Below are 17,057 nucleotides of genomic sequence, written 5' to 3'. Positions count from 1 at the left end.
GAGCTCGGCCGGGTCCAGCCCGAGCGCGACGAGCACCTCGACGGGCTCCGCGGCGAGGGCCTCGACCAGCGCCCCCCGGATCGCGCCGGTCCCACCCGTCCGCGGCGCGACCGTGCCCATCGTGACCAGCACGCGGGGCCGCTCCGGCGCGGCGAGCACGGAGGGTGGGACGACGGCGCCGCCGTTGTAGGGCACCGTGCGGATCGTCCAACCCGGATCGGGGGCCGAGGCCATGCTCGGCGGGGCGATCCCGACGGTGGCGACGGCGGGGACGTGGGCCGCGTCCGTGAGCCCCTGCTGGATCAGCGCCCCCATCACCCCTGCCTGGTCCGCCGGGCTGATCGAGTGCTCGACGCGCGGGAGGCCGCGTTCGGCCGCGACCACCGGACCCGCGCCGTCCATGCCCTCGTGGAGCACCACGTCCGGCTGCCAGAGGTCCGCCGCGCGCCGGATGCCGTCGAGCAGCCTCCTGCCGACCGCGGTGAACAGTGCGACGGCGTGCGCGCGGGCGTCGGGAACGGCCTCCCCGGTGAAGCCGGGCCGCGCGCCGAGGCCCCGGACGACATCGCCCATGTCCATGCCTGGCGCGGCGTCGACGGTCGGCAGGCCGGCCGCGGGCCCGAGCTCGACCCCAGCGCCCGCCGTCGCCAGGAGCAGCTCGTGCCCGGCGGAGCGGAGCGCCCAGGCCAGTGGCACCAGGGGGAACAGGTGCCCCGCGCCGGGCGCGGTCGTGACCAGCACGCGCATGGGTCCTCCTCGTGCCGCGTCCGCCGGGCACAGCGTAGGCGCGTGACGGTCGTCCCCGGGCGACCCGGATCCGCGCTTTCCGCCATCGCCCGGGGTCCGAGTCCGATGTGCACCTCGGCACCGAGAAGTTCGAGGTGAGCGGGAGCGGCGGCAAGGGAGACCCGGCGGCGCGGGTCGCCGGCGAACCGTCCTTGGAGACAGCGACGGCTGCTCGCGGCGCTCGACGTCACGGGCGCCCGGCGGCGCACCACCAGGAGCGCGCCGGAGGCCCGGACCTGAGAGAGCGCTGAGGCGGGCCCCGGTGAACGGCACGTGACGTGCGGCAAGGCGTGTCCGGGCCGGTCGGAGCCCCGGCTAGGGTCGGCGACGTGCGCAGACTCCGAGCCCGCATCGCCTCCTGGTTCGTCCGCAGGCAGCTCGCCAAGCTCACCGAGGGTGGCCTGGACCTGTCCTCCATCTCCGCGCTGCCCGCGTCCACCCTGATGCCGCTGCGTCGCGACGGCCTCGATCCGGTGCCGGACCTGGCACGGGCGCGCGACGCCACGCCGGTGTCCGAGCTGCAGTTCCCGCTGGGCATCAAGGTCTGGCTCGTGTCCGGCAGGGACGAGGTCCGTGCCGTGCTGGGCTCCACGGAGGACTACTCGACGGACTTCGCGCACGTCGCCCGCCAGGCCGGGCTCGACGCCGCGAACAGCCCGGGCGGCCTCGGTTTCGCCGACCCGCCGGACCACACCCGGCTGCGCAAGCTGCTGACGCCGGAGTTCACGATGCGCCGCCTCGCCCGGCTCACCCCGCGGATCAGCGAGGTCGTCGACGAGCGGCTGGCCCGGATCGCCGCGGCCGACGGCCCCGTGGACCTCGTCGAGGAGTTCGCGCTGCCGATCCCGTCGCTGGTGATCTGCGACCTGCTCGGCGTCCCCTACGAGGACCGCGCGGAGTTCCAGGAGCTCGCCACCGCGCGGTTCGACCTGATCTCCGGGGCCAGCGCCTCCCTCGGCGCGATCTCGGACTCCCTGGTCTACCTCCGCGAACAGGTCAAGAAGCAGCGGGACGACCCCACCGACGGCCTGCTGGGCATGATCATCCGTGAGCACCGGGACCAGATCGACGACGAGGAGCTGGCCGGCCTCGCGGACGGCGTGCTGACCGGTGGTTTCGAGACGACGGCTAGCATGCTTGCGCTCGGCACCCTGGCCCTGCTGGAGGACCCTGAGGCCGCCCGGCTGGTCCGCGAGGACGACGCGGCGGTCGGCCCGATCGTCGAGGAGCTGCTGCGGTACCTCACCGTCGTGCAGGTCGCGTTCCCGCGTTTCGCCCGCCGCGATCTCGTGCTGGGGGGCACCGCGATCGCCGAGGGCGACGCGATCATCTGTTCGCTCAGCGGCGCGGACCGGGACAGCGGCGGCGACGCCACGATCGACCTCGAGGTCTTCGACCCGCACCGGACCCCGGGCCCGCACTACGCCTTCGGCCACGGGATCCACCGCTGCATCGGCGCGGAGCTGGCCCGGATGGAGCTGCGCGCCGCCTACCCTGCGCTGTTCCGCCGCTTCCCGCAGCTGCGCCTCGCCGTGCCGGCGGACCAGCTGGAGTTCCGGGACACCTCGATCGTCTACGGCGTCGAGGCGCTGCCGGTCCTCGTGCGCTGAGCCCGGACGGCGCGCCGGTGCCGGCCCGTCGACGTCACCCCAGCGTCCGGGCCGTCCCCCAGGGGCTGACCACCAGCGGGGCCACGAGGGCGAGCTCGCCCTGCCGCAGGAGTGCCTCGAGGGCGTCGACCCGGCCGGTCGACTCGCCCCACGCCTTCGCCGTGGCCGCCGAACTCGGGTTCTCCAGCACCTTGCGGCGCTGCCCGAGGAACGTGCCGAGCCACGCGACCTCGTCGACCCCGGCCGCGGGTGACCCGTTCATGGCCTCGTTCGTCCGGTCGACGATGCCCCGCACGCTGTCGTGGTCGGAGCCCGTGCCGTGCTGCACCGCGGTGTCGTAGAGGACGGCCACGCCGAGCGCGGTGCGCAGGCCGTTGCCCGCCGCGAGGGCCGCGGCAGGTCCGAAGTAGAACTGCTCGACGACCGCGTCCTGGATCGCCCGGAAGCGGGCGTCCGCCGCCGCTCGCCGCCACGCGGCATCGAGGCCGTCGAGATCGGCGTCGTCGCCGTCCGCCGCGGCCTTCAGCTCGGACACGTAACCGGCCAGGTCGCTGTCCGGCGCGACCTCGGCGTAGCGCCGCACGACCTCCAGCATGTCTCCGCAGCCGGAGCAGAAGCCCGCCCGGCCCGCGGTGATGCCGCGGCCGTCGCCGAGGTCCTCGACGTAGTCGTACTGGATCGCCGGGTTGTCGTTCTCGAAGACGCTCACCAGCTGGTCCGCGATCCGCCGCTGGTCGGGGTCGAGCTCGCCCGCGACGGCCAGCCGCGCGTCCCGGACGGGCGGCGGACCGGTGCTGCTCGGCACGGCCGGAGCCGAGGTGGTCGCGGCCGCGGAGGGGTCGGCCGCGGGACCGACCCGGACGTCCCCGGCGGGGCTGCCCGCGGCGCCGACCACCACGGCGCCCACGCCCACCACGATCGCGAGGCCGACGCCGGCGGCGACGAGACGGGCCTTCCGCCGTCGGATGCCGGTGGCCGGGCCCGCGGAGCCGTATAGGGGCCGGTGGCGGGTGCGTGTGCTGGTCATGTCCGTCCTGACGGATGCGGGGAGCCGGTCCCGAGCGGACAGCGCGCCCAGCCTAGCCGCCGCCCTCGGCCGCCCGGAACGCCCGGGAAGGCCACCCTCCTGCCGGCGGGTGGCCTTCCCGGGGCGGGCGCGTTACGGGGTCACGGGGGCGACGGTGCCCGCGGGGAGCACGTGCTCCCCGGTCTTGTCCGTGCTCAGGCACAGCGAGCAGACGATCGCGTCGTGGGCCTCGCACTTCGTGACGTCCGGGCGTTCGAAGTCCTGGCCGCACACGTGGCAGTGCAGGACTTCGCCCGACGGGTTGCCGTATTCGTCGTACATCGGCAGGGGGATGCCGTCGTCGTCCCGCTTGAGGTAGTACCTGCCCTTCGTCGCGACCGCGATGATCGGCGGCAGCACCAGGGCGAGCACGATCGCGACGAGCGGCGAGAACGGCTGGATCCCGGAGCCGAAGCCGCCGAAGAACACGATGACGGACACCCCGGCCGAGATGATCATCGATCCGAAGCCGACCGGGTTGATCGCGTAGAGCATGCCGCGGCGGAACTCCGGCGCGTGCGGCGAGAGCTTGAGCAGGTACTTGTTGAACACGATGTCCGACGCGACGACGACCACCCACGCCATGCCGCAGTTCGCGTAGAAGCCGAGGATCGAGTTCAGGAAGTCGAACATGTTCGCTTCCATCAGGACCAGCGCGATCACCAGGTTCACGCCGAGGAAGACGATCCGGCCGGGGTAGGTCTTCGTGACCCGGGTGAACGAGTTCGTCCAGGCCAGCGAGCCGGAGTAGGCGTTCGTGACGTTGATCTTCACTTGGCTGATGACGACGAGGACGACGGCCAGGGTCATCGCGGCCCACGGTGGCATGATGTCCTTGTAGATCTCCAGGAACTGGTGCACCGGCTGGTTCGCGACCGCGGCGCCGTCGGCCACGTTGGAGACGATGTAGACCGCGAGGAACAGGCCGATGATCTGCTTGATCGCGCCGAACACGACCCAGCCCGGGCCGGCGAGGATCATCGAGGCCCACCAACGCCGCGAGTTCTCCGGTGTCCTCGGAGGCATGAAGCGCAGGTAGTCGATCTGCTCGGCGATCTGGGCGATCAGCGAGAGGCAGACGCCGGCGGCGAGGAAGATCGAGCCGAGGTTCGTGCCGCCCGCGCCGTTCTCACCCTGGTAGGCGAAGAAGGAGCTGACCGAGTCCGGGTGGCTGACCAGCAGGTACACGAACGGCAGCACCATCAGGACCAGCCACAGCGGCGTCGTCCAGAGCTGCAGCTTCGACAGCAGGGACATCCCGTAGATCACGAGCGGGAAGATGATCAGCGTGGAGAGGGCGTAGCCGACCCACAGCGGGATCCCCAGCCCCAGCTCGAGGCCCTGGGCCATGATCGAGCCCTCGAGGGCGAAGAAGATGAACGTGAACGTCGCGAAGATGACGTTCGTGACCACCGAGCCGTAGTAGCCGAAGCCGCTGCCGCGGGTGATCAGGTCCAGGTCGAGGTCGTAGCGGGCGGCGTAGAAGGCGAGCGGGAAACCGGTCGCGAAGATGACGACCGCGAAGACCAGAATCCCCCACAATGCGTTCGACGTGCCGTAGGAGATCCCGATGTTGGCGCCGATGGCGAAATCCGCGAGATAGGCGATTCCGCCGAGGGCGGTGATTCCGACGACGCCCGTGGACCATTTGCGGTAACTGCGTGGAGCGAATCGGAGGGTGTAGTCCTCCAGCGTCTCCTTCGCCGCCGTCCCGACATCGGTGCTGGTGTCCAGCCTGGTCGACTCTGCCGAAGTGTCTTGTGTCACTGGCGTTCCTCCCCGTGCATCCGCGGGTTTCCGCACGCTTTTCGACCTGTGTCGACGGGTCAGCGTGAGCGGTGGAAGGGAAGGTTGCGTTGCTCGGTAATGACGACCCTGTTAAGGGGCGCGATCTGTGCGGGAAAGGTCACGCAGACGGCGGTTGTGGCGTCCGTTCTGTCGGATTCGGGGAGCTGCATCTTCGCTCGCCTATGGTTTTCCGTCGGCTCCGGCCGCCCAGCAGACGTCGACCGGGTTCCTTCGGCCTCGTCCTCCGCGGGGCCGATGGGATACTCCGCGCATGTCGACAGGCCCCACGGGCGGCTCCGGGCAGGTCGACGCGCGCGCGGGGAGGGCGGGTCCCGGCAGGCCGCGCGATCCGGAGGTGGACCGCAAGGTGCTCGAGGCGGCGCTGGAGGTCTACGCGGACCTCGGCTGGGCCGGGTTCAACTTCGAGGCCGTCGCCCGCCGGGCGGGCGTGGGCCGTCCGGCCCTCTACCGGCGCTGGCTCTCCGGCCGCGCCCTGCTCGTCGACGCCGTCGAACGGTCCGGGATGGAGGTGGTCGTGCCGGACTCGGGAACCGCGCGCGACCAGCTCGTGGAGCTGGCCCGGCAGCTGCTGGCCGAGTACCTCGGCGTCCGCGGGACGGTCGGGATGCGGATGCTCGTCGACGCCCGGACGCACCCCGGGGTGTTCGCCGACCTGTTCGCGCGGCGCAACGAGGCGCGGGTGACGGCCGCCCGGGTGATCGTCCGCCGCGGCGTCTCCCGTGGCCAGCTCGCGCCCGGGACGTCGGCCACCCTGGTGCTCGACGCCGTGTGCGGCGCGATGCTGAACCACGCGCTGGCCACGCCGGAGCACCTGCGCCCGGTCGTGTCCGCCGGTGGCGACCGCTACGCCGCGGAGCTGGTCGACCTCGTGCTGACCGGAACCCCGGGCATCACGCCGTCGACCGCGCCGGCCTGACCCGCTCGTGCGCGGCCGGGACTCGCTCGACGGGCGCGTGCCGGCCCCGGCCTTGCGGGCGGCCGGCCGGCCACCTACGGTCGAGACATATCGGATGATCACCGTTCGTATCTGTCGATCGAGCCTCGTCGAGGAGCGCCGATGCCGGCCTTCGCCGTCACGCCCGAGCAGCAGGACCTGCGCGCCTCCGTGCGCCGGTTCCTCGCGGACCGCTCGCCGGAGGCCGAGGTTCGCAGACTGTCCGACACCGAGCAGGGCTTCGATCCCGACGTCTGGAAACGGATGGCCGGGCAGCTCGGCCTGCAGGGCCTCGGGATCCCGGAGGAGTTCGGCGGCGCCGGGGCCGGGCACGTCGAGCTCGGGATCGTGCTCGAGGAGATGGGCCGGGCGCTGCTCTGCGCGCCGTTCCTCTCGACGGTCGGACTCGCCGCGAACCTCCTGCTCACCTCCGGGGACCGGGCGGCACAGGCGCGGTACCTGCCCGGGATCGCGGAGGGCGGCACCGTCGCGACGGTCGCCGTGTCCGCCGCGGGGCTCCCGGGCGCCGGGGTCGTCGCCCGCCGCACCGACGACGGCTGGCGGCTGACCGGCACCGAGCCCTACGTGCTCGACGGACACGTCGCGGACCTGGTGCTCGTCCCCGCGCGGACCACCGCGGGGGTGGCGCTGTTCGCCGTCGAGCGGGAAGCCTCCGGACTCGGGCGCACCCTGCTGACCACGGCGGACCGCACCCGCAGGCAGGCCCGGCTGACGTTCACGGACACCCCCGGCGCGCCGCTCGACGGCGGGCTGCCGGCGGTGGAGCGGATGCTCGACCTGGCTGCGATCGCCCTGGCGTCGGAGCAGGCGGGCGGCGCGGCGCGGGCGCTGGAGATGAGCGTCGGGTACGCGAAGACGCGGGTGCAGTTCGGCCGCGCGATCGGCAGCTTCCAGGCGGTCAAGCACCTGTGCGCGGACCTGCTGCTCGAGTCCGAGTCCGCGACGTCGGCCGCCCGGTACGCGGCGTCCGCGGCCGACGAGGACGCCCCGGACCTCCCCGCCCTCGCGAGCCTGGTCCGCTTCTCGTGCTCGGACTCCTTCGTGAAGGTCGCCGCGGACACCATCCAGATCCACGGCGGCATCGGCTTCACCTGGGAGCACCCCGCCCACCTGTACCTGCGCCGGGCCCGCACGAGCGCGCTGCTGCTCGGCGATCCGGCGTTCCACAGGGAGCGATATCTACGCCGGACCGGGGTGTAGCGATGCCCGCGAGTCGGGACGTGGGACCCGGCGAGTCGGGGTTTCGAGACCGCCGTGTCGGGGTCCGGGGAGATGGCGAAGGGGGGAGAAGCACCGATGAGCGCCACTGATCTCCGCAACGAGGTCTCCGCCTGGCTCGCCGCCGAGTGGGACCCGGCGCGGCCGACGAAGGAGTGGCTCGCCGCCGTCGTCGAGGCGGGGTGGGCGGCGCCGCGCTGGCCCCGCGAGTGGTTCGGCCGGGGGCTGTCCGACGAGCTGGGCCACGTCGTCGAGGAGGAGTTCCGCAACGTCGGCGCGCCCGGTACCGGGCAGGACCGGCACAACCTCTACGCGGCCACCGTCCTCACCTTCGGCGGCGACGAGCTGAAGCGCCGGCTCATCGGCCCGATGCTCCGGGACGAGGTGTCCATGTGCCTGCTCTACAGCGAGCCGGATGCGGGCTCGGACCTCGCCGCCGTCCGGACCAGGGCGGACCGTGACGGGGACCGCTGGATCGTCAACGGGCAGAAGGTCTGGACGTCGTCCGCGGCGACCGCGGACTACGGGATGCTCGTCGCCCGGACGAACTGGGACGTGCCCAAGCACCGCGGCATCACGTTCTTCCTGTTCCCGATGAAGCAGGCGGGCGTCGAGGTCCGGCCGCTGCACCAGATCACGGACGAGGCCCACTTCAACGAGGTCTTCCTGACCGATGCCGCGGTGCCGGACGCGCACCGGCTCGGCGACGTCGACCGCGGCTGGGGCGTGCTGCAGACGGCGCTGGCCTACGAGCGGTCGGTGATGGGCGACCGGGCTCGCGCCGGCCGGGGTACGACCGGGATGGCCGAGATGGGCGACGAGCTGGTCGCCCTCGCACGGGAGACGGGCCGGATCGACGACCCGGTGGTCCGCCAGGACCTCGCCCGGGTCGCGGCGTTGCGGCTGGGCAACGGCTGGAACAACCAGCGGGCGAAGGCCGAGGTGGAGCAGGGCTCGTCGTCGTCGGTGATGTCGCTGGGCAAGCTCGCGATGTCCCGGCTGCTGCACGAGAGCGCCCGGGTCCGTACCTCGCTCGCAGGGGCCCGGGCCATGCTCGAAGGGCCGGACGAGCCGGTCGGGGACGAGGCGAACTTCCTGGCCTTCAACGCCTACTTCACCTCGATCGGCGGCGGCACGGACCAGATCCAGCGCACGATCATCGGCGAGCGGATCCTGGGCCTGCCGAAGGAACCCGAGGTCGACCGGGACCTGCCGTTCTCGGAGGTCCGCCGTGGCTGATCGGAGCGCCGCGATCGCCGGGCTCGGGATGACCGACCTGGGCAAGGTCTACGGCCGGACTGCCGCGCAGTTCGCAGGCGACGCCGTCCGGCTCGCGGTGGCGGACGCGGGTCTGGAGCTCGGCGACGTCGACGGGCTGCTGACCTCGGCCGGCGTCAGCGGTGGCGTGGGCCTGGCGCTGCAACGGGACCTCGGCCTGCGCGACCTGCGGCTGCTGTCCGAGATGCAGTCCTACGGTTCGACGGCCGGGCAGATGGTCCAGTACGCGTCCCTGGCGATCGGCGCGGGAATGGCCGAGACCGTCGCGTGCGTCTTCGCGGACGCCCCGCTCCGCCAGGACACCAGCACCGGGGCGGCCTACGGAGCGCGCGGGGCCGTCGGCTGGCGCGGGCTGCTCGGTGCGGCCGGGATCCGCGACACGAACTCGATGTACGCGCTCGCCGCCCAGCGGCACATGGACACCTACGGCACCACGAACGACCAGCTCGGGCACATCGCGGTGGGCCAGCGGGCGTGGGCCGAGCTGAACCCGCGGGCGCAGATGCGCACGCCCATGACGCTCGAGGACTACCACGCGTCCCGCTGGATCGTGGAGCCGTTCCACCTGCTCGACTGCTGCCTGGTGTCCAACGGCGGGATCGCCGTGGTCGTCACGTCCGCGGAGCGGGCGGCGTCGCTGGCCCGCCCGCCGGTGCACGTCCTGGGCTGGGGGCAGGCGCACCCCGGCCACGCGCAGCGGCGCCACGAGGACTTCGGCCTCGTGTCCGGCGCGGCCCGGTCCGGCCCGGCGGCGCTCGCGATGGCAGGCCTGACCGTGTCCGACGTGGACGTCGTGGAGCTCTACGACTGCTACACGTTCACGGTGGTGATCACGCTGGAGGACTACGGCTTCTGCCCGAAGGGCGAGGGCGGCCGCTTCGTCGCGGACGGCACCCTCGGGCCCGACGGCAAGCTCAAGGTCAACACCGGCGGCGGGCAGCTCTCGTCCTCCTACATGTGGGGCATGACCCCGCTGTCCGAAGCGGTCCTGCAGGCCCGCGGCGAGGCGGGTCGCCGGCAGGTCCCCGAGCACGACGTCGTGCTGGTCAGCGGCAACGGCGGCGTGCTCGACCACCACTCGACGCTCGTGCTCTCCCCGCACGGGCCGGCCGGGAGGAGCAGCTCGTGACGGTCGGCCCGGTGCGCCGCGACGAGGCCACGGCGGCGTTCTTCGACGGCACGGCTCGGGGCGAGCTCCTGCTGTTCCGCTGCCCGGCAGGGCACTTCTCGCCGCCGTACTCGCAGCAGTGCGACACATGCGCCTCCGTCGATCTCACGGCCGTGGCCGCCTCCGGTGGGGCGTCGGTCGTGAGCCGGTCGGTCGCGCACCGGCGCGGCGGTCATCGGGACATCCTGGTGGTCGCGGAGCTCGACGAGGGCCCGTGGTGGTGGTCGAAGGTCATCGACGTGGAGCCGGAGCAGGTCGTGGCGGGCGCCCGGCTGACGGTGGTGGTCGAGCGGGCGGACGAGGAGTCCGAGGCGGTGCCGGTGTTCCGGCTGGCGTAGGCGGCTCGTCGGCGCCGTTCCTCTCACCTGCCCGCTGCCGTCCTCGGTGAAGGGGGAGGCCGGGGCGTCCTGGGCCGACGGCACCGTGGGCCGGCATGGGGCACCGCGTCGAGCGCGACGGCCTCGCAGCGCCTCGGCGAGCCGCGCTGGGGCCCGGACGACCGGCCCGGGAGCTGGCCCGGAGGGGTGCGTCGCCGTTCCCGCGGGCGTCCGACGAACCGTCAGGAACCGCACCTCCGCCGGCGACGCGGGGCGCGTGGTGATCGATTGACGCCCCTCTTGCCCTTGATCGACGCTCATCGCTCCGGCCGCCGAGCGGTAGCCGCCGGCATGTCGAATCGGTCGCGAAAGCGCTGAACTCACCAGAGGCGAACCGGCTTACGCCCGCGGTGTGGGCTGGTGCCGAGGAACAGATCGCCGCGCACGATGCCGAGTACACGCCGAGCGGGCGCCACCACTGGGCTACGGCGCTGATAGATGGTCAAGCCGCTGACCGCGGACGACGACCGCACCCCGGCCGAACGGCAGGCCCAAGCCCTGGCCGAGGTGTGCGCGTTCGCCCTGACCCACGCGACGTCCGCGGTGGTGCCCGAGTCCGGCGGCTTTCGCCCCCATCTCAACGTGCTCGTCCGCATCGAGGACCTCGAGGCCGCTGCCGCTCCGCCGTGCTGGACTTCGGGGCGGCCACCGCTGCCGAGCTGCGGGCGTCGGCCTGCGACGCCGCGTTGGTGCCGATCGTGCTGGACGGCCGCGGCCAGGTCCTCGACATCGGCCGGCTCACCCGCGCCATCCCCGACGGACTGCGCCGCGCCGTCGCCGCCCGCGACCTCGGCTGTGCCCACCCCGGCTGTGCCCACCCCGGCTGCGACCGGCCGGGATCGTGGCGCGAGATCCACCACGTCCAGCCCTGGGCCCAAGGCGCGCCACGAAGCTCGACAACCTGGTCATGCTCTGCAAAGTCCACCACCGGCTGCTGTACGCCGACTCCGGCTGGACCGTCCGGATTCGCGACGGGCCCCCCGAGCTCATCCCACCCGTGTGGATCGACCCCCGACAGGCACCACGGCGGAAACCCCTGCCGCACCTCGTGAGCTAGACGTAGTTCCAGAACACGTCGAAGTCCTTCGTCCCGGTGCCCTCCGTGATGAGGCCGCGCACCGCGGGATCGAGCTCGGCGAACGTTCCCACCTGCACGGATCCGGGGACGCCGTCGACGGTGACCGCCCACCCCGCGTCCTCCCGCGTCACCGTGACCTCGTAGAGCGGCAGGGCCGAGCTGGATCCGTCGGGCACGGCCCAATGCTGTCACGGCTCCGGGTCGCACGCCCCGCCTCGACCTGTGCGCGGCGCAGCTCCGGACATCCGCATGCCGAGACGGCCTGCACCGGACCCGCGGCGCTCGACCGGCACTCGGTAGGTTGCCTCCGCGGACCGGTGGCCCGCAGGATCGGAAGGAGTCACGTGGACCTGGGGATCGCGGGGAAGCGGGCGGCAGTGGCGGCCGCGAGCGGCGGGCTCGGCTACGCGAGCGCGGAGGTGCTGGTCGCGGAGGGTGCGCAGGTCACGATCTGCGGGTCCGACGAGGACCGCGCCCGGGCCGCGGCCGAGAAGCTGGGGGCGCAGTACCTCGTCACGGACCTGCGGGACCCGGAGGCCGCGGCGGGTTTCGTCGACCAGGCGCGCGAGCGGATGGGCGGGCTGGACATCCTGGTCGTGAACGGGCCCGGACCGAAGCCCGGCACGGTCGCGGAGACCGTCCTCGGGGACTACCAGGCCGCGCTGGACCGGAGCCTGCTCGCGGTCGTCGGGATGTGCCTGGCCGCCGCGCCGGGGATGCAGGCGCAGGGCTGGGGCCGGATCGTGGCGATCACCTCGATCGGGGTGCGGCAGCCGTTGCACAACCTGGTGCTCTCCAACACCGCCCGCGCCGGGGCCACCGGGTTCCTGCGGACGCTCGCCCGGGAGATCGCGCGCGACGGCGTCACCGTCAACTCGCTGCAGCCGGCCTCGCATTTGACGAACCGGCTGCGGAGCATGGCCGAGAACGAGGAGGCGCTGGCCCGCGCCGCGGAGGACATCCCGGCCGGCCGGCTCGGCGCGCCCGAGGACTTCGGCGCGATCGTCGCATTCCTCTGCTCCCGGCAGGCGGGGTATCTGACCGGCGCCGCGATCCCGGTCGACGGCGGCGCCTACCAGGCGCTGCTCTGAGCGATCAGGACCGGCGGTTGGCGCGCTGCGCGGCGTCGCCCGCCATGAGCTTCTCCAGCAGTGCGGTGAGGGTCGAGACCTCGTCGTCGTCGAGTGCGGAGGCCCAGGTCCGCTCCCGCTCGTTGTGCGCGACGAAGGCGCTGCTGAACGCCTCCTCGCCCGCGGGGGTCAGGGTCAGCTCGGCGGCGCGCCGGTCGTAGGCGGCGGGGGTGCGGGAGACCAGGCCGTCCCGCTCCAGGGTCTTGAGCAGCGCGGACACCGCCGCACGGCTCATCCCCGAGAGTTGCGCGACGCGCCTGGCCTCCACCGGCGCCGTCAGCCGGATCACGAAGAGCACCCGGAAACCCGGCCAGGACCAGCCCCGGGGCCGGTGCACGGCGGACTCCAGGTCGTAGGCCAGCGAGGTCGACGCCCGGTGCAGGCTCAGCACGAGCCGCATCGCGGCGGGATCGACCTCGGGCTGCGCGGCGAGGGTCCGGGCGATCGCGACATCCACGAAGGACCAGTAGTCCAGCTCCCCGTCGTCCGGCTGCGCGGCGGCCATTCCCATGGGTGCATTGTCGCCGGTCGCCCCCGCGACTAGCGGAGCGGCTCGCTCCCGTCGCGCGTCCCGAGGACCTCCACGGGATCGCCCACGCGCACCGTGACGCCCGCGCTGTCCGGGATCAGGTTCACGCCGAACCAGGTCTTGGACCCGAACCTCCGGTGCCTCACCATCGTCGCGAGGGGTTCGCGGCCCTTCGTCGCGGTCTCCGGGTCCACGGTCGTCATCACGCACCGGCTGCAGGCCTTGACCACCCGGAACCGGGCCTCGCCGATGCGCAGCGCCGTCCAGCCGTCCTCCGCCCAGGGAGCCGCACCGCCGACCACCAGGTTCGGCCGGAATCGGGTCATGACCAGCGGGCCCCCGGCCGCGTTCGGCCCGGCCGCGGTCAGGTCGTTCAGGGCGACGAGCGACGCGTTCGAGGTCAGGAGCATCGGGAAGCCGTCGGCGAAGGAGACCCGGTCCTCGGCGTCGGCGTACTCCGGGGCGACCGGGCGGCGCCGCGGGTCGTCCAGGTAGGCCAGCCGGACCGGTGCGCCGACCGCGGTGGTGAGCCAACCGTGCGCGTCCTCGTCGGCCAGCGTGGCCTTGACCCGGTCCGCCCACACCTGGACATCCGCCAACGGGTTGCCGTGCGGCGTCCGGACGCGCAGGTCGAGCAGGCCGGGAGCGCGCAGGAGCAGGCCGTCCGCGAGGGGGACGGGCTCGATCAACAGCATTCGGGGCGTGGTGCGGGCGGTCACGGCGAGCCCGTCCGGGTCCGCGACCAACCACCGCCGGTCCCCGGCGAGCCCCCACGGCTCGACGACGGCGGACCCGACCGAGTGCCCGCGGCAGGACTTGACCGGGTAGCGGGCGACGGCCGCGAGCGTCAGGGTCACCCACGGCAGATTAGCCGCGACGACACCTGGACCTTCCGGATTTCTGTCAGCATCACCATTCGTGAGGATGTTCGCCGCTCTCGTGCCGCCGGCGGCGGTGCTCGACGAGCTGGAGGCGGCGCTCGCGGGGATCGACGCCCCCGAGCTGCGCTGGACCGTGCGCGCGCAGTGGCACGTCACCCTGGCCTTCTACGGCGAGATTTGTCCCCGCACCACCGGTGACCTGCGAGGACTTCTCTCCCGGGTGGCGGCGGCCCGCCCCGCCCCGACGCTGGGCCTGGGCGGCGGGGGCCGCTTCGGGGACCGGGTGCTCTGGACCCGGGTCGGCGGCGATACCGAACGGCTGGTCCGGACCGCGGCCCGGGCGCAGGCGGCCGGACGGCGTGCGGGCCTGACCCTCGACACAAGGCGCTATCGCCCCCACCTCACGCTCGCTCGGGCGCCGGCCGGGACCGACCTACGCCCGCTCGTCTCCCGGCTCGCCGGGTTCACCGGGACGCCATGGACCGCCGCCGACCTGCACCTGATGAGCAGTATGTCGCCGCCGGGCTCGACGGGCCCCCCGGTGTACGCGACGGTGGCGTCCTGGCCGTTCACCGGGTGAGCAGCTCGACGACCGGGGCGAGCGCCTCCCCGTAGCTCGCGCTGCTCACGAAGTAGGTCACGCCGAGCTCCTCGCGGCGGCGCTCCAGCTCGTCCGCCATCTGTTGCGGGGTGCCGCGGAGCACGGCCAGGGACTCGCGTTCGTCCAGCGTGGCCGGGTCGACGCCGAGGAACTGCCTGGTCCAGGGCGGTACGTCCGTCCCCACGACGAACAGGTTCATCGCGATCTCGACGTCCCGGTTGCCGGCCCGCTCCCGCAGCTCGGCGGACATGCGGGCGACCTCCGCGCGCGGCGTCAGCGGCAGCGCGGCCAACGTGACGATGTCCGCCTCCTCCGCGGCGAGGGCGAGAGCCCGCGGACCGGCGGCTGCCATCAGGATCGGCGTGCGCTGCTCGCCGTCGAGCGTCCGCAGATGCGCAACGGTCTCCCGGACCATCGACAGCCGCTCCGCGCCGGTGCCCCAGGGCAGGCCGAAGGACTCCGCCTCGCCGCGTGCGTCGGGCCGTCCGGTGCCGATGCCGAACTCGAACCGACCGCCGGACAGGACGGACAGGGTGTGGCCCTCCCAGGCCGCGGAACGCGGTGGCCGGAGCGGGGCGGCGAGCACGAAGGTGCCGAGCCGCAGCTCCGGGATGGAGGATGCGGCGGCGAGGGCCGGGAACGGGGCGTGCTGCTGCGTGCCGTCCGGCGTGAGCAGCGTCGAGAACCCCAGGCCGGCGGTCCGACGCGCGGTGGCGAGCCAGTCCTCGGTCGTGCCACGAGGCGCCTCGATGGCGCCGAAGCGGAAGTGGTGCACGTCAGACCTCCCTGCGGCGGGCGGACCGCGGCAGCAGTACCGCGACGGCGACCAGGAACAGGACCCCACCGAACCGGCCGACGGGCAGCAGCGGGTACAGCAAGCTCGTGAGCAGGGCGAACGTGCTCAGCATGGCGAGAACCCCGACGACGAGACCGGCCCATGCGAGCGGGCTCGGCAGCAGCTTCAGGACCAGCGCCGGGACGGCGATCCCGACGAGCAGCAGGCCGAACGGCGCGACGAAGCCCACGCCACCGGCCGCGAACCACAGGGTGGTCAGCAGCCGGGCCAGGGCGGGGTCGCCGAGGCTCGCGGTCTGCGCCGCGGCCCAGCTCATCAGGGCGCTGGTCATCAGCGAACCCGCCGCGAGGACCGCGCCGGCGAGGCCCATGAGCGGCCCGGGCGCGGCGACGCCGAGGCGCCGGAGACGTCGTAGCACCGTCGCCGCGTACACGACCAGCGGGAACGCGGAGCCGACGAGCAGCGCGGCGCCGAGGCCCATCAGGCCCGCGTGGTCCGTGGCGTAGGCGAGGACCTCGCCCGCGCTCGACTCCGGCCGCGGTCCGCCGCCGCCGATGACGGCGCCCGCGACGGTCAGGCCGGTGAACACCAGCGCGGGAACGATCAGGGGTGGGCCGCCCTGGCGGTCTCGGACCGGTGTGGGTGCCGTCACGGTCATGGTTCCTCCTCGACGAAGTCGTTGCAACAGAGAATCGTTCTCCTATGTATATGGTTTGTCAACGGGTATGGTTCTGCTCGTGCCGACCACGACCGACCGCGGCCCGGACTCCGGGCCGGGATCCGCCTTCCTGCTGGCCCAGCTGGGGGCCTACGCCGCGGGCCGCTTCGCCGAGCGGATCGCCGAGATCGACCTGACGCCACCGCAGACCGGGCTGCTCCGGGCGATCGCGGCGCAGCCCGGCCAGTCCCAGCAAGCACTGGCGACGCTCCTCGGGACGCCGCCGAGCCGGCTCGTCAGGCTCGTCGACGGGCTGGACGAGCGGGGGATCGTCGAACGCCGCCGCAACCCGGACGACCGCCGGCTGCACGCGCTGCACCTCACCGAGGAGGGGGAGAAGCTGCTGCGGAGGATCGGGGAGGTCGCCCGGGCCCACGACGAGGCGATCTGTGGAGCCCTCGAGCCGGAGGAGCGCCGGAACCTGCGGGCGCTGCTCGACAAGCTCGCCGCCGAGCACGGCCTGACCCCCGGGGTCCATCCGGGCTACCGTCGGCTCTAGACGAGTACGTCCGAACTCGATCAGTGGTCGGAGGCGATCAGGGATCGGGTGATGGGTCGGCCAGGGGCGCGGATGTGCCGGATCGCGGCGGTCATCGCGAGCAGGCGCTGCCCGATGCGGGCCCGACGCCGTCGATGCTGCGTCGCCGTGCAGTTCCAGGTCGAGCTGGCCTTCGAGAGTGTCCTCGACCGACTCGATGAGTTGGCGGACCGGTTCGAGCAGGTGCTCGCCCCGGTGCGGGGTGCGGGGTGCGGTTGCGGTAGGACGGGTGTGACAGGCCGATCCGCGCTCGGCGAGGTAGGTGTCGAGCTCGCGGGACGAAACGGACGATCGGCCCCCCCGATGCGGGTCAGCGCCTACGTAGCCGTGCTGCGCTCCTGCAGGAAACCTATGGGCGGCTCGCCTCACGCGCGGGCCACGACCGTCCGGGCCGAGATCGAGCACCGCGCCGAGCAGCACCGGCAGGCGATGGCCGGGCTGCAATTCGAGCGAGCCGAGCCGCTACGCGGGCGCACGAGGCTGACCCAGTCGACAGGTGGGGGCCGGCCGGCTGCCCGG

16 protein-coding genes and 1 pseudogene are annotated in these 17,057 nt (G+C 73.3%); 9 read left to right on the top strand and 8 right to left on the bottom strand.

From position 1 onward, the window contains the following. Positions 1 to 126 precede the first annotated feature (126 nt). Positions 127 to 747: pseudogene (locus JWP64_RS31760) on the bottom strand (hypothetical protein); the annotation flags it as partial. Positions 748 to 1,115: 368 nt separating this feature from the next. On the opposite strand from JWP64_RS31760, the gene JWP64_RS29485 reads away from it, so the two are divergent. Further along, positions 1,116 to 2,396, top strand: coding sequence for a cytochrome P450 (locus JWP64_RS29485; RefSeq protein WP_297503451.1), 1,281 nt, complete (start codon positions 1,116 to 1,118; stop codon positions 2,394 to 2,396). Between the two features lie 34 nt (positions 2,397 to 2,430). Here the strand turns inward: JWP64_RS29485 and JWP64_RS29480 are convergent, their stop codons facing one another. Both JWP64_RS29480 and JWP64_RS29475 read right to left on the bottom strand, forming a co-directional pair. After that, positions 2,431 to 3,423 (bottom strand): chitosanase, encoded by a 993-nt coding sequence (locus JWP64_RS29480; protein ID WP_297503449.1) that lies wholly within the window; start codon positions 3,421 to 3,423, stop codon positions 2,431 to 2,433. Positions 3,424 to 3,555: 132 nt separating this feature from the next. Further along, on the bottom strand, positions 3,556 to 5,229 hold the full coding sequence (locus tag JWP64_RS29475) for a hypothetical protein (protein ID WP_297503448.1): 1,674 nt from the start codon (positions 5,227 to 5,229) through the stop codon (positions 3,556 to 3,558). Between the two features lie 292 nt (positions 5,230 to 5,521). Here JWP64_RS29475 and JWP64_RS29470 point away from each other — a divergent pair, with 292 nt between their 5' ends. The 5 genes from JWP64_RS29470 (at position 5,522) to JWP64_RS29450 (ending at position 10,228) form a co-directional block, all read left to right on the top strand. Then, the gene (locus tag JWP64_RS29470) at positions 5,522 to 6,187 is read left to right on the top strand and encodes a TetR/AcrR family transcriptional regulator (protein ID WP_297503446.1); all 666 of its coding nucleotides are present in this window, start codon (positions 5,522 to 5,524) and stop codon (positions 6,185 to 6,187) included. A gap of 141 nt (positions 6,188 to 6,328) precedes the next feature. Further along, a complete protein-coding gene (locus JWP64_RS29465) occupies positions 6,329 to 7,426 on the top strand; it encodes an acyl-CoA dehydrogenase family protein (protein WP_297503444.1) in 1,098 nt (365 codons plus the stop codon). A gap of 96 nt (positions 7,427 to 7,522) precedes the next feature. Further along, positions 7,523 to 8,683: an acyl-CoA dehydrogenase family protein gene (locus JWP64_RS29460; RefSeq protein ID WP_297503442.1), complete on the top strand. Its 1,161-nt coding sequence runs from the start codon at positions 7,523 to 7,525 to the stop codon at positions 8,681 to 8,683. After that, positions 8,676 to 9,851, top strand: coding sequence for a thiolase family protein (locus JWP64_RS29455; protein WP_366890795.1), 1,176 nt, complete (start codon positions 8,676 to 8,678; stop codon positions 9,849 to 9,851). Before JWP64_RS29460 ends, JWP64_RS29455 begins: the two co-directional genes overlap by 8 nt. After that, complete coding sequence (locus tag JWP64_RS29450; protein WP_297503440.1) at positions 9,848 to 10,228, top strand: hypothetical protein; 381 nt, start codon at positions 9,848 to 9,850, stop codon at positions 10,226 to 10,228. Before JWP64_RS29455 ends, JWP64_RS29450 begins: the two co-directional genes overlap by 4 nt. A 1,092-nt stretch (positions 10,229 to 11,320) precedes the next feature. Here JWP64_RS29450 and JWP64_RS29445 read toward each other — a convergent pair. After that, positions 11,321 to 11,521: a hypothetical protein gene (locus tag JWP64_RS29445; protein WP_297503439.1), complete on the bottom strand. Its 201-nt coding sequence runs from the start codon at positions 11,519 to 11,521 to the stop codon at positions 11,321 to 11,323. 168 nt (positions 11,522 to 11,689) lie between these two features. Between JWP64_RS29445 and JWP64_RS29440 the strand changes: the two genes are divergently transcribed. Then, complete coding sequence (locus JWP64_RS29440; RefSeq protein WP_297503437.1) at positions 11,690 to 12,436, top strand: SDR family oxidoreductase; 747 nt, start codon at positions 11,690 to 11,692, stop codon at positions 12,434 to 12,436. A 4-nt stretch (positions 12,437 to 12,440) separates the two neighbouring features. Here JWP64_RS29440 and JWP64_RS29435 read toward each other — a convergent pair whose 3' ends face one another. Both JWP64_RS29435 and JWP64_RS29430 read right to left on the bottom strand, forming a co-directional pair. Next, complete coding sequence (locus tag JWP64_RS29435) at positions 12,441 to 12,986, bottom strand: MarR family winged helix-turn-helix transcriptional regulator (protein ID WP_297503435.1); 546 nt, start codon at positions 12,984 to 12,986, stop codon at positions 12,441 to 12,443. Between the two features lie 29 nt (positions 12,987 to 13,015). After that, positions 13,016 to 13,861, bottom strand: a complete 846-nt coding sequence (locus JWP64_RS29430; RefSeq protein WP_297503433.1) for an MOSC N-terminal beta barrel domain-containing protein — start codon at positions 13,859 to 13,861, stop codon at positions 13,016 to 13,018. Between the two features lie 67 nt (positions 13,862 to 13,928). Between JWP64_RS29430 and thpR the strand changes: the two genes are divergently transcribed. Continuing rightward, positions 13,929 to 14,465: an RNA 2',3'-cyclic phosphodiesterase gene (gene thpR / locus JWP64_RS29425; RefSeq protein ID WP_297503431.1), complete on the top strand. Its 537-nt coding sequence runs from the start codon at positions 13,929 to 13,931 to the stop codon at positions 14,463 to 14,465. Here the strand turns inward: thpR and JWP64_RS29420 are convergent. After that, a complete protein-coding gene (locus JWP64_RS29420) occupies positions 14,455 to 15,261 on the bottom strand; it encodes an LLM class flavin-dependent oxidoreductase (RefSeq protein WP_297503429.1) in 807 nt (268 codons plus the stop codon). The genes thpR and JWP64_RS29420 overlap by 11 nt on opposite strands. A gap of 1 nt (position 15,262) precedes the next feature. Beyond that, positions 15,263 to 15,940: a DUF4386 domain-containing protein gene (locus JWP64_RS29415; RefSeq protein WP_297503427.1), complete on the bottom strand. Its 678-nt coding sequence runs from the start codon at positions 15,938 to 15,940 to the stop codon at positions 15,263 to 15,265. Between the two features lie 79 nt (positions 15,941 to 16,019). On the opposite strand from JWP64_RS29415, the gene JWP64_RS29410 reads away from it, so the two are divergent. Next, a complete protein-coding gene (locus tag JWP64_RS29410) occupies positions 16,020 to 16,499 on the top strand; it encodes a MarR family winged helix-turn-helix transcriptional regulator (protein WP_297503425.1) in 480 nt (159 codons plus the stop codon). Positions 16,500 to 17,057: the final 558 nt, after the last annotated feature.

Source organism: Pseudonocardia sp., assembly GCF_025465255.1.
In the GTDB taxonomy this organism is placed as follows: Bacteria; Actinomycetota; Actinomycetes; order Mycobacteriales; family Pseudonocardiaceae; genus Pseudonocardia.
This window is presented reverse-complemented; position numbering and strand designations above follow the sequence as displayed.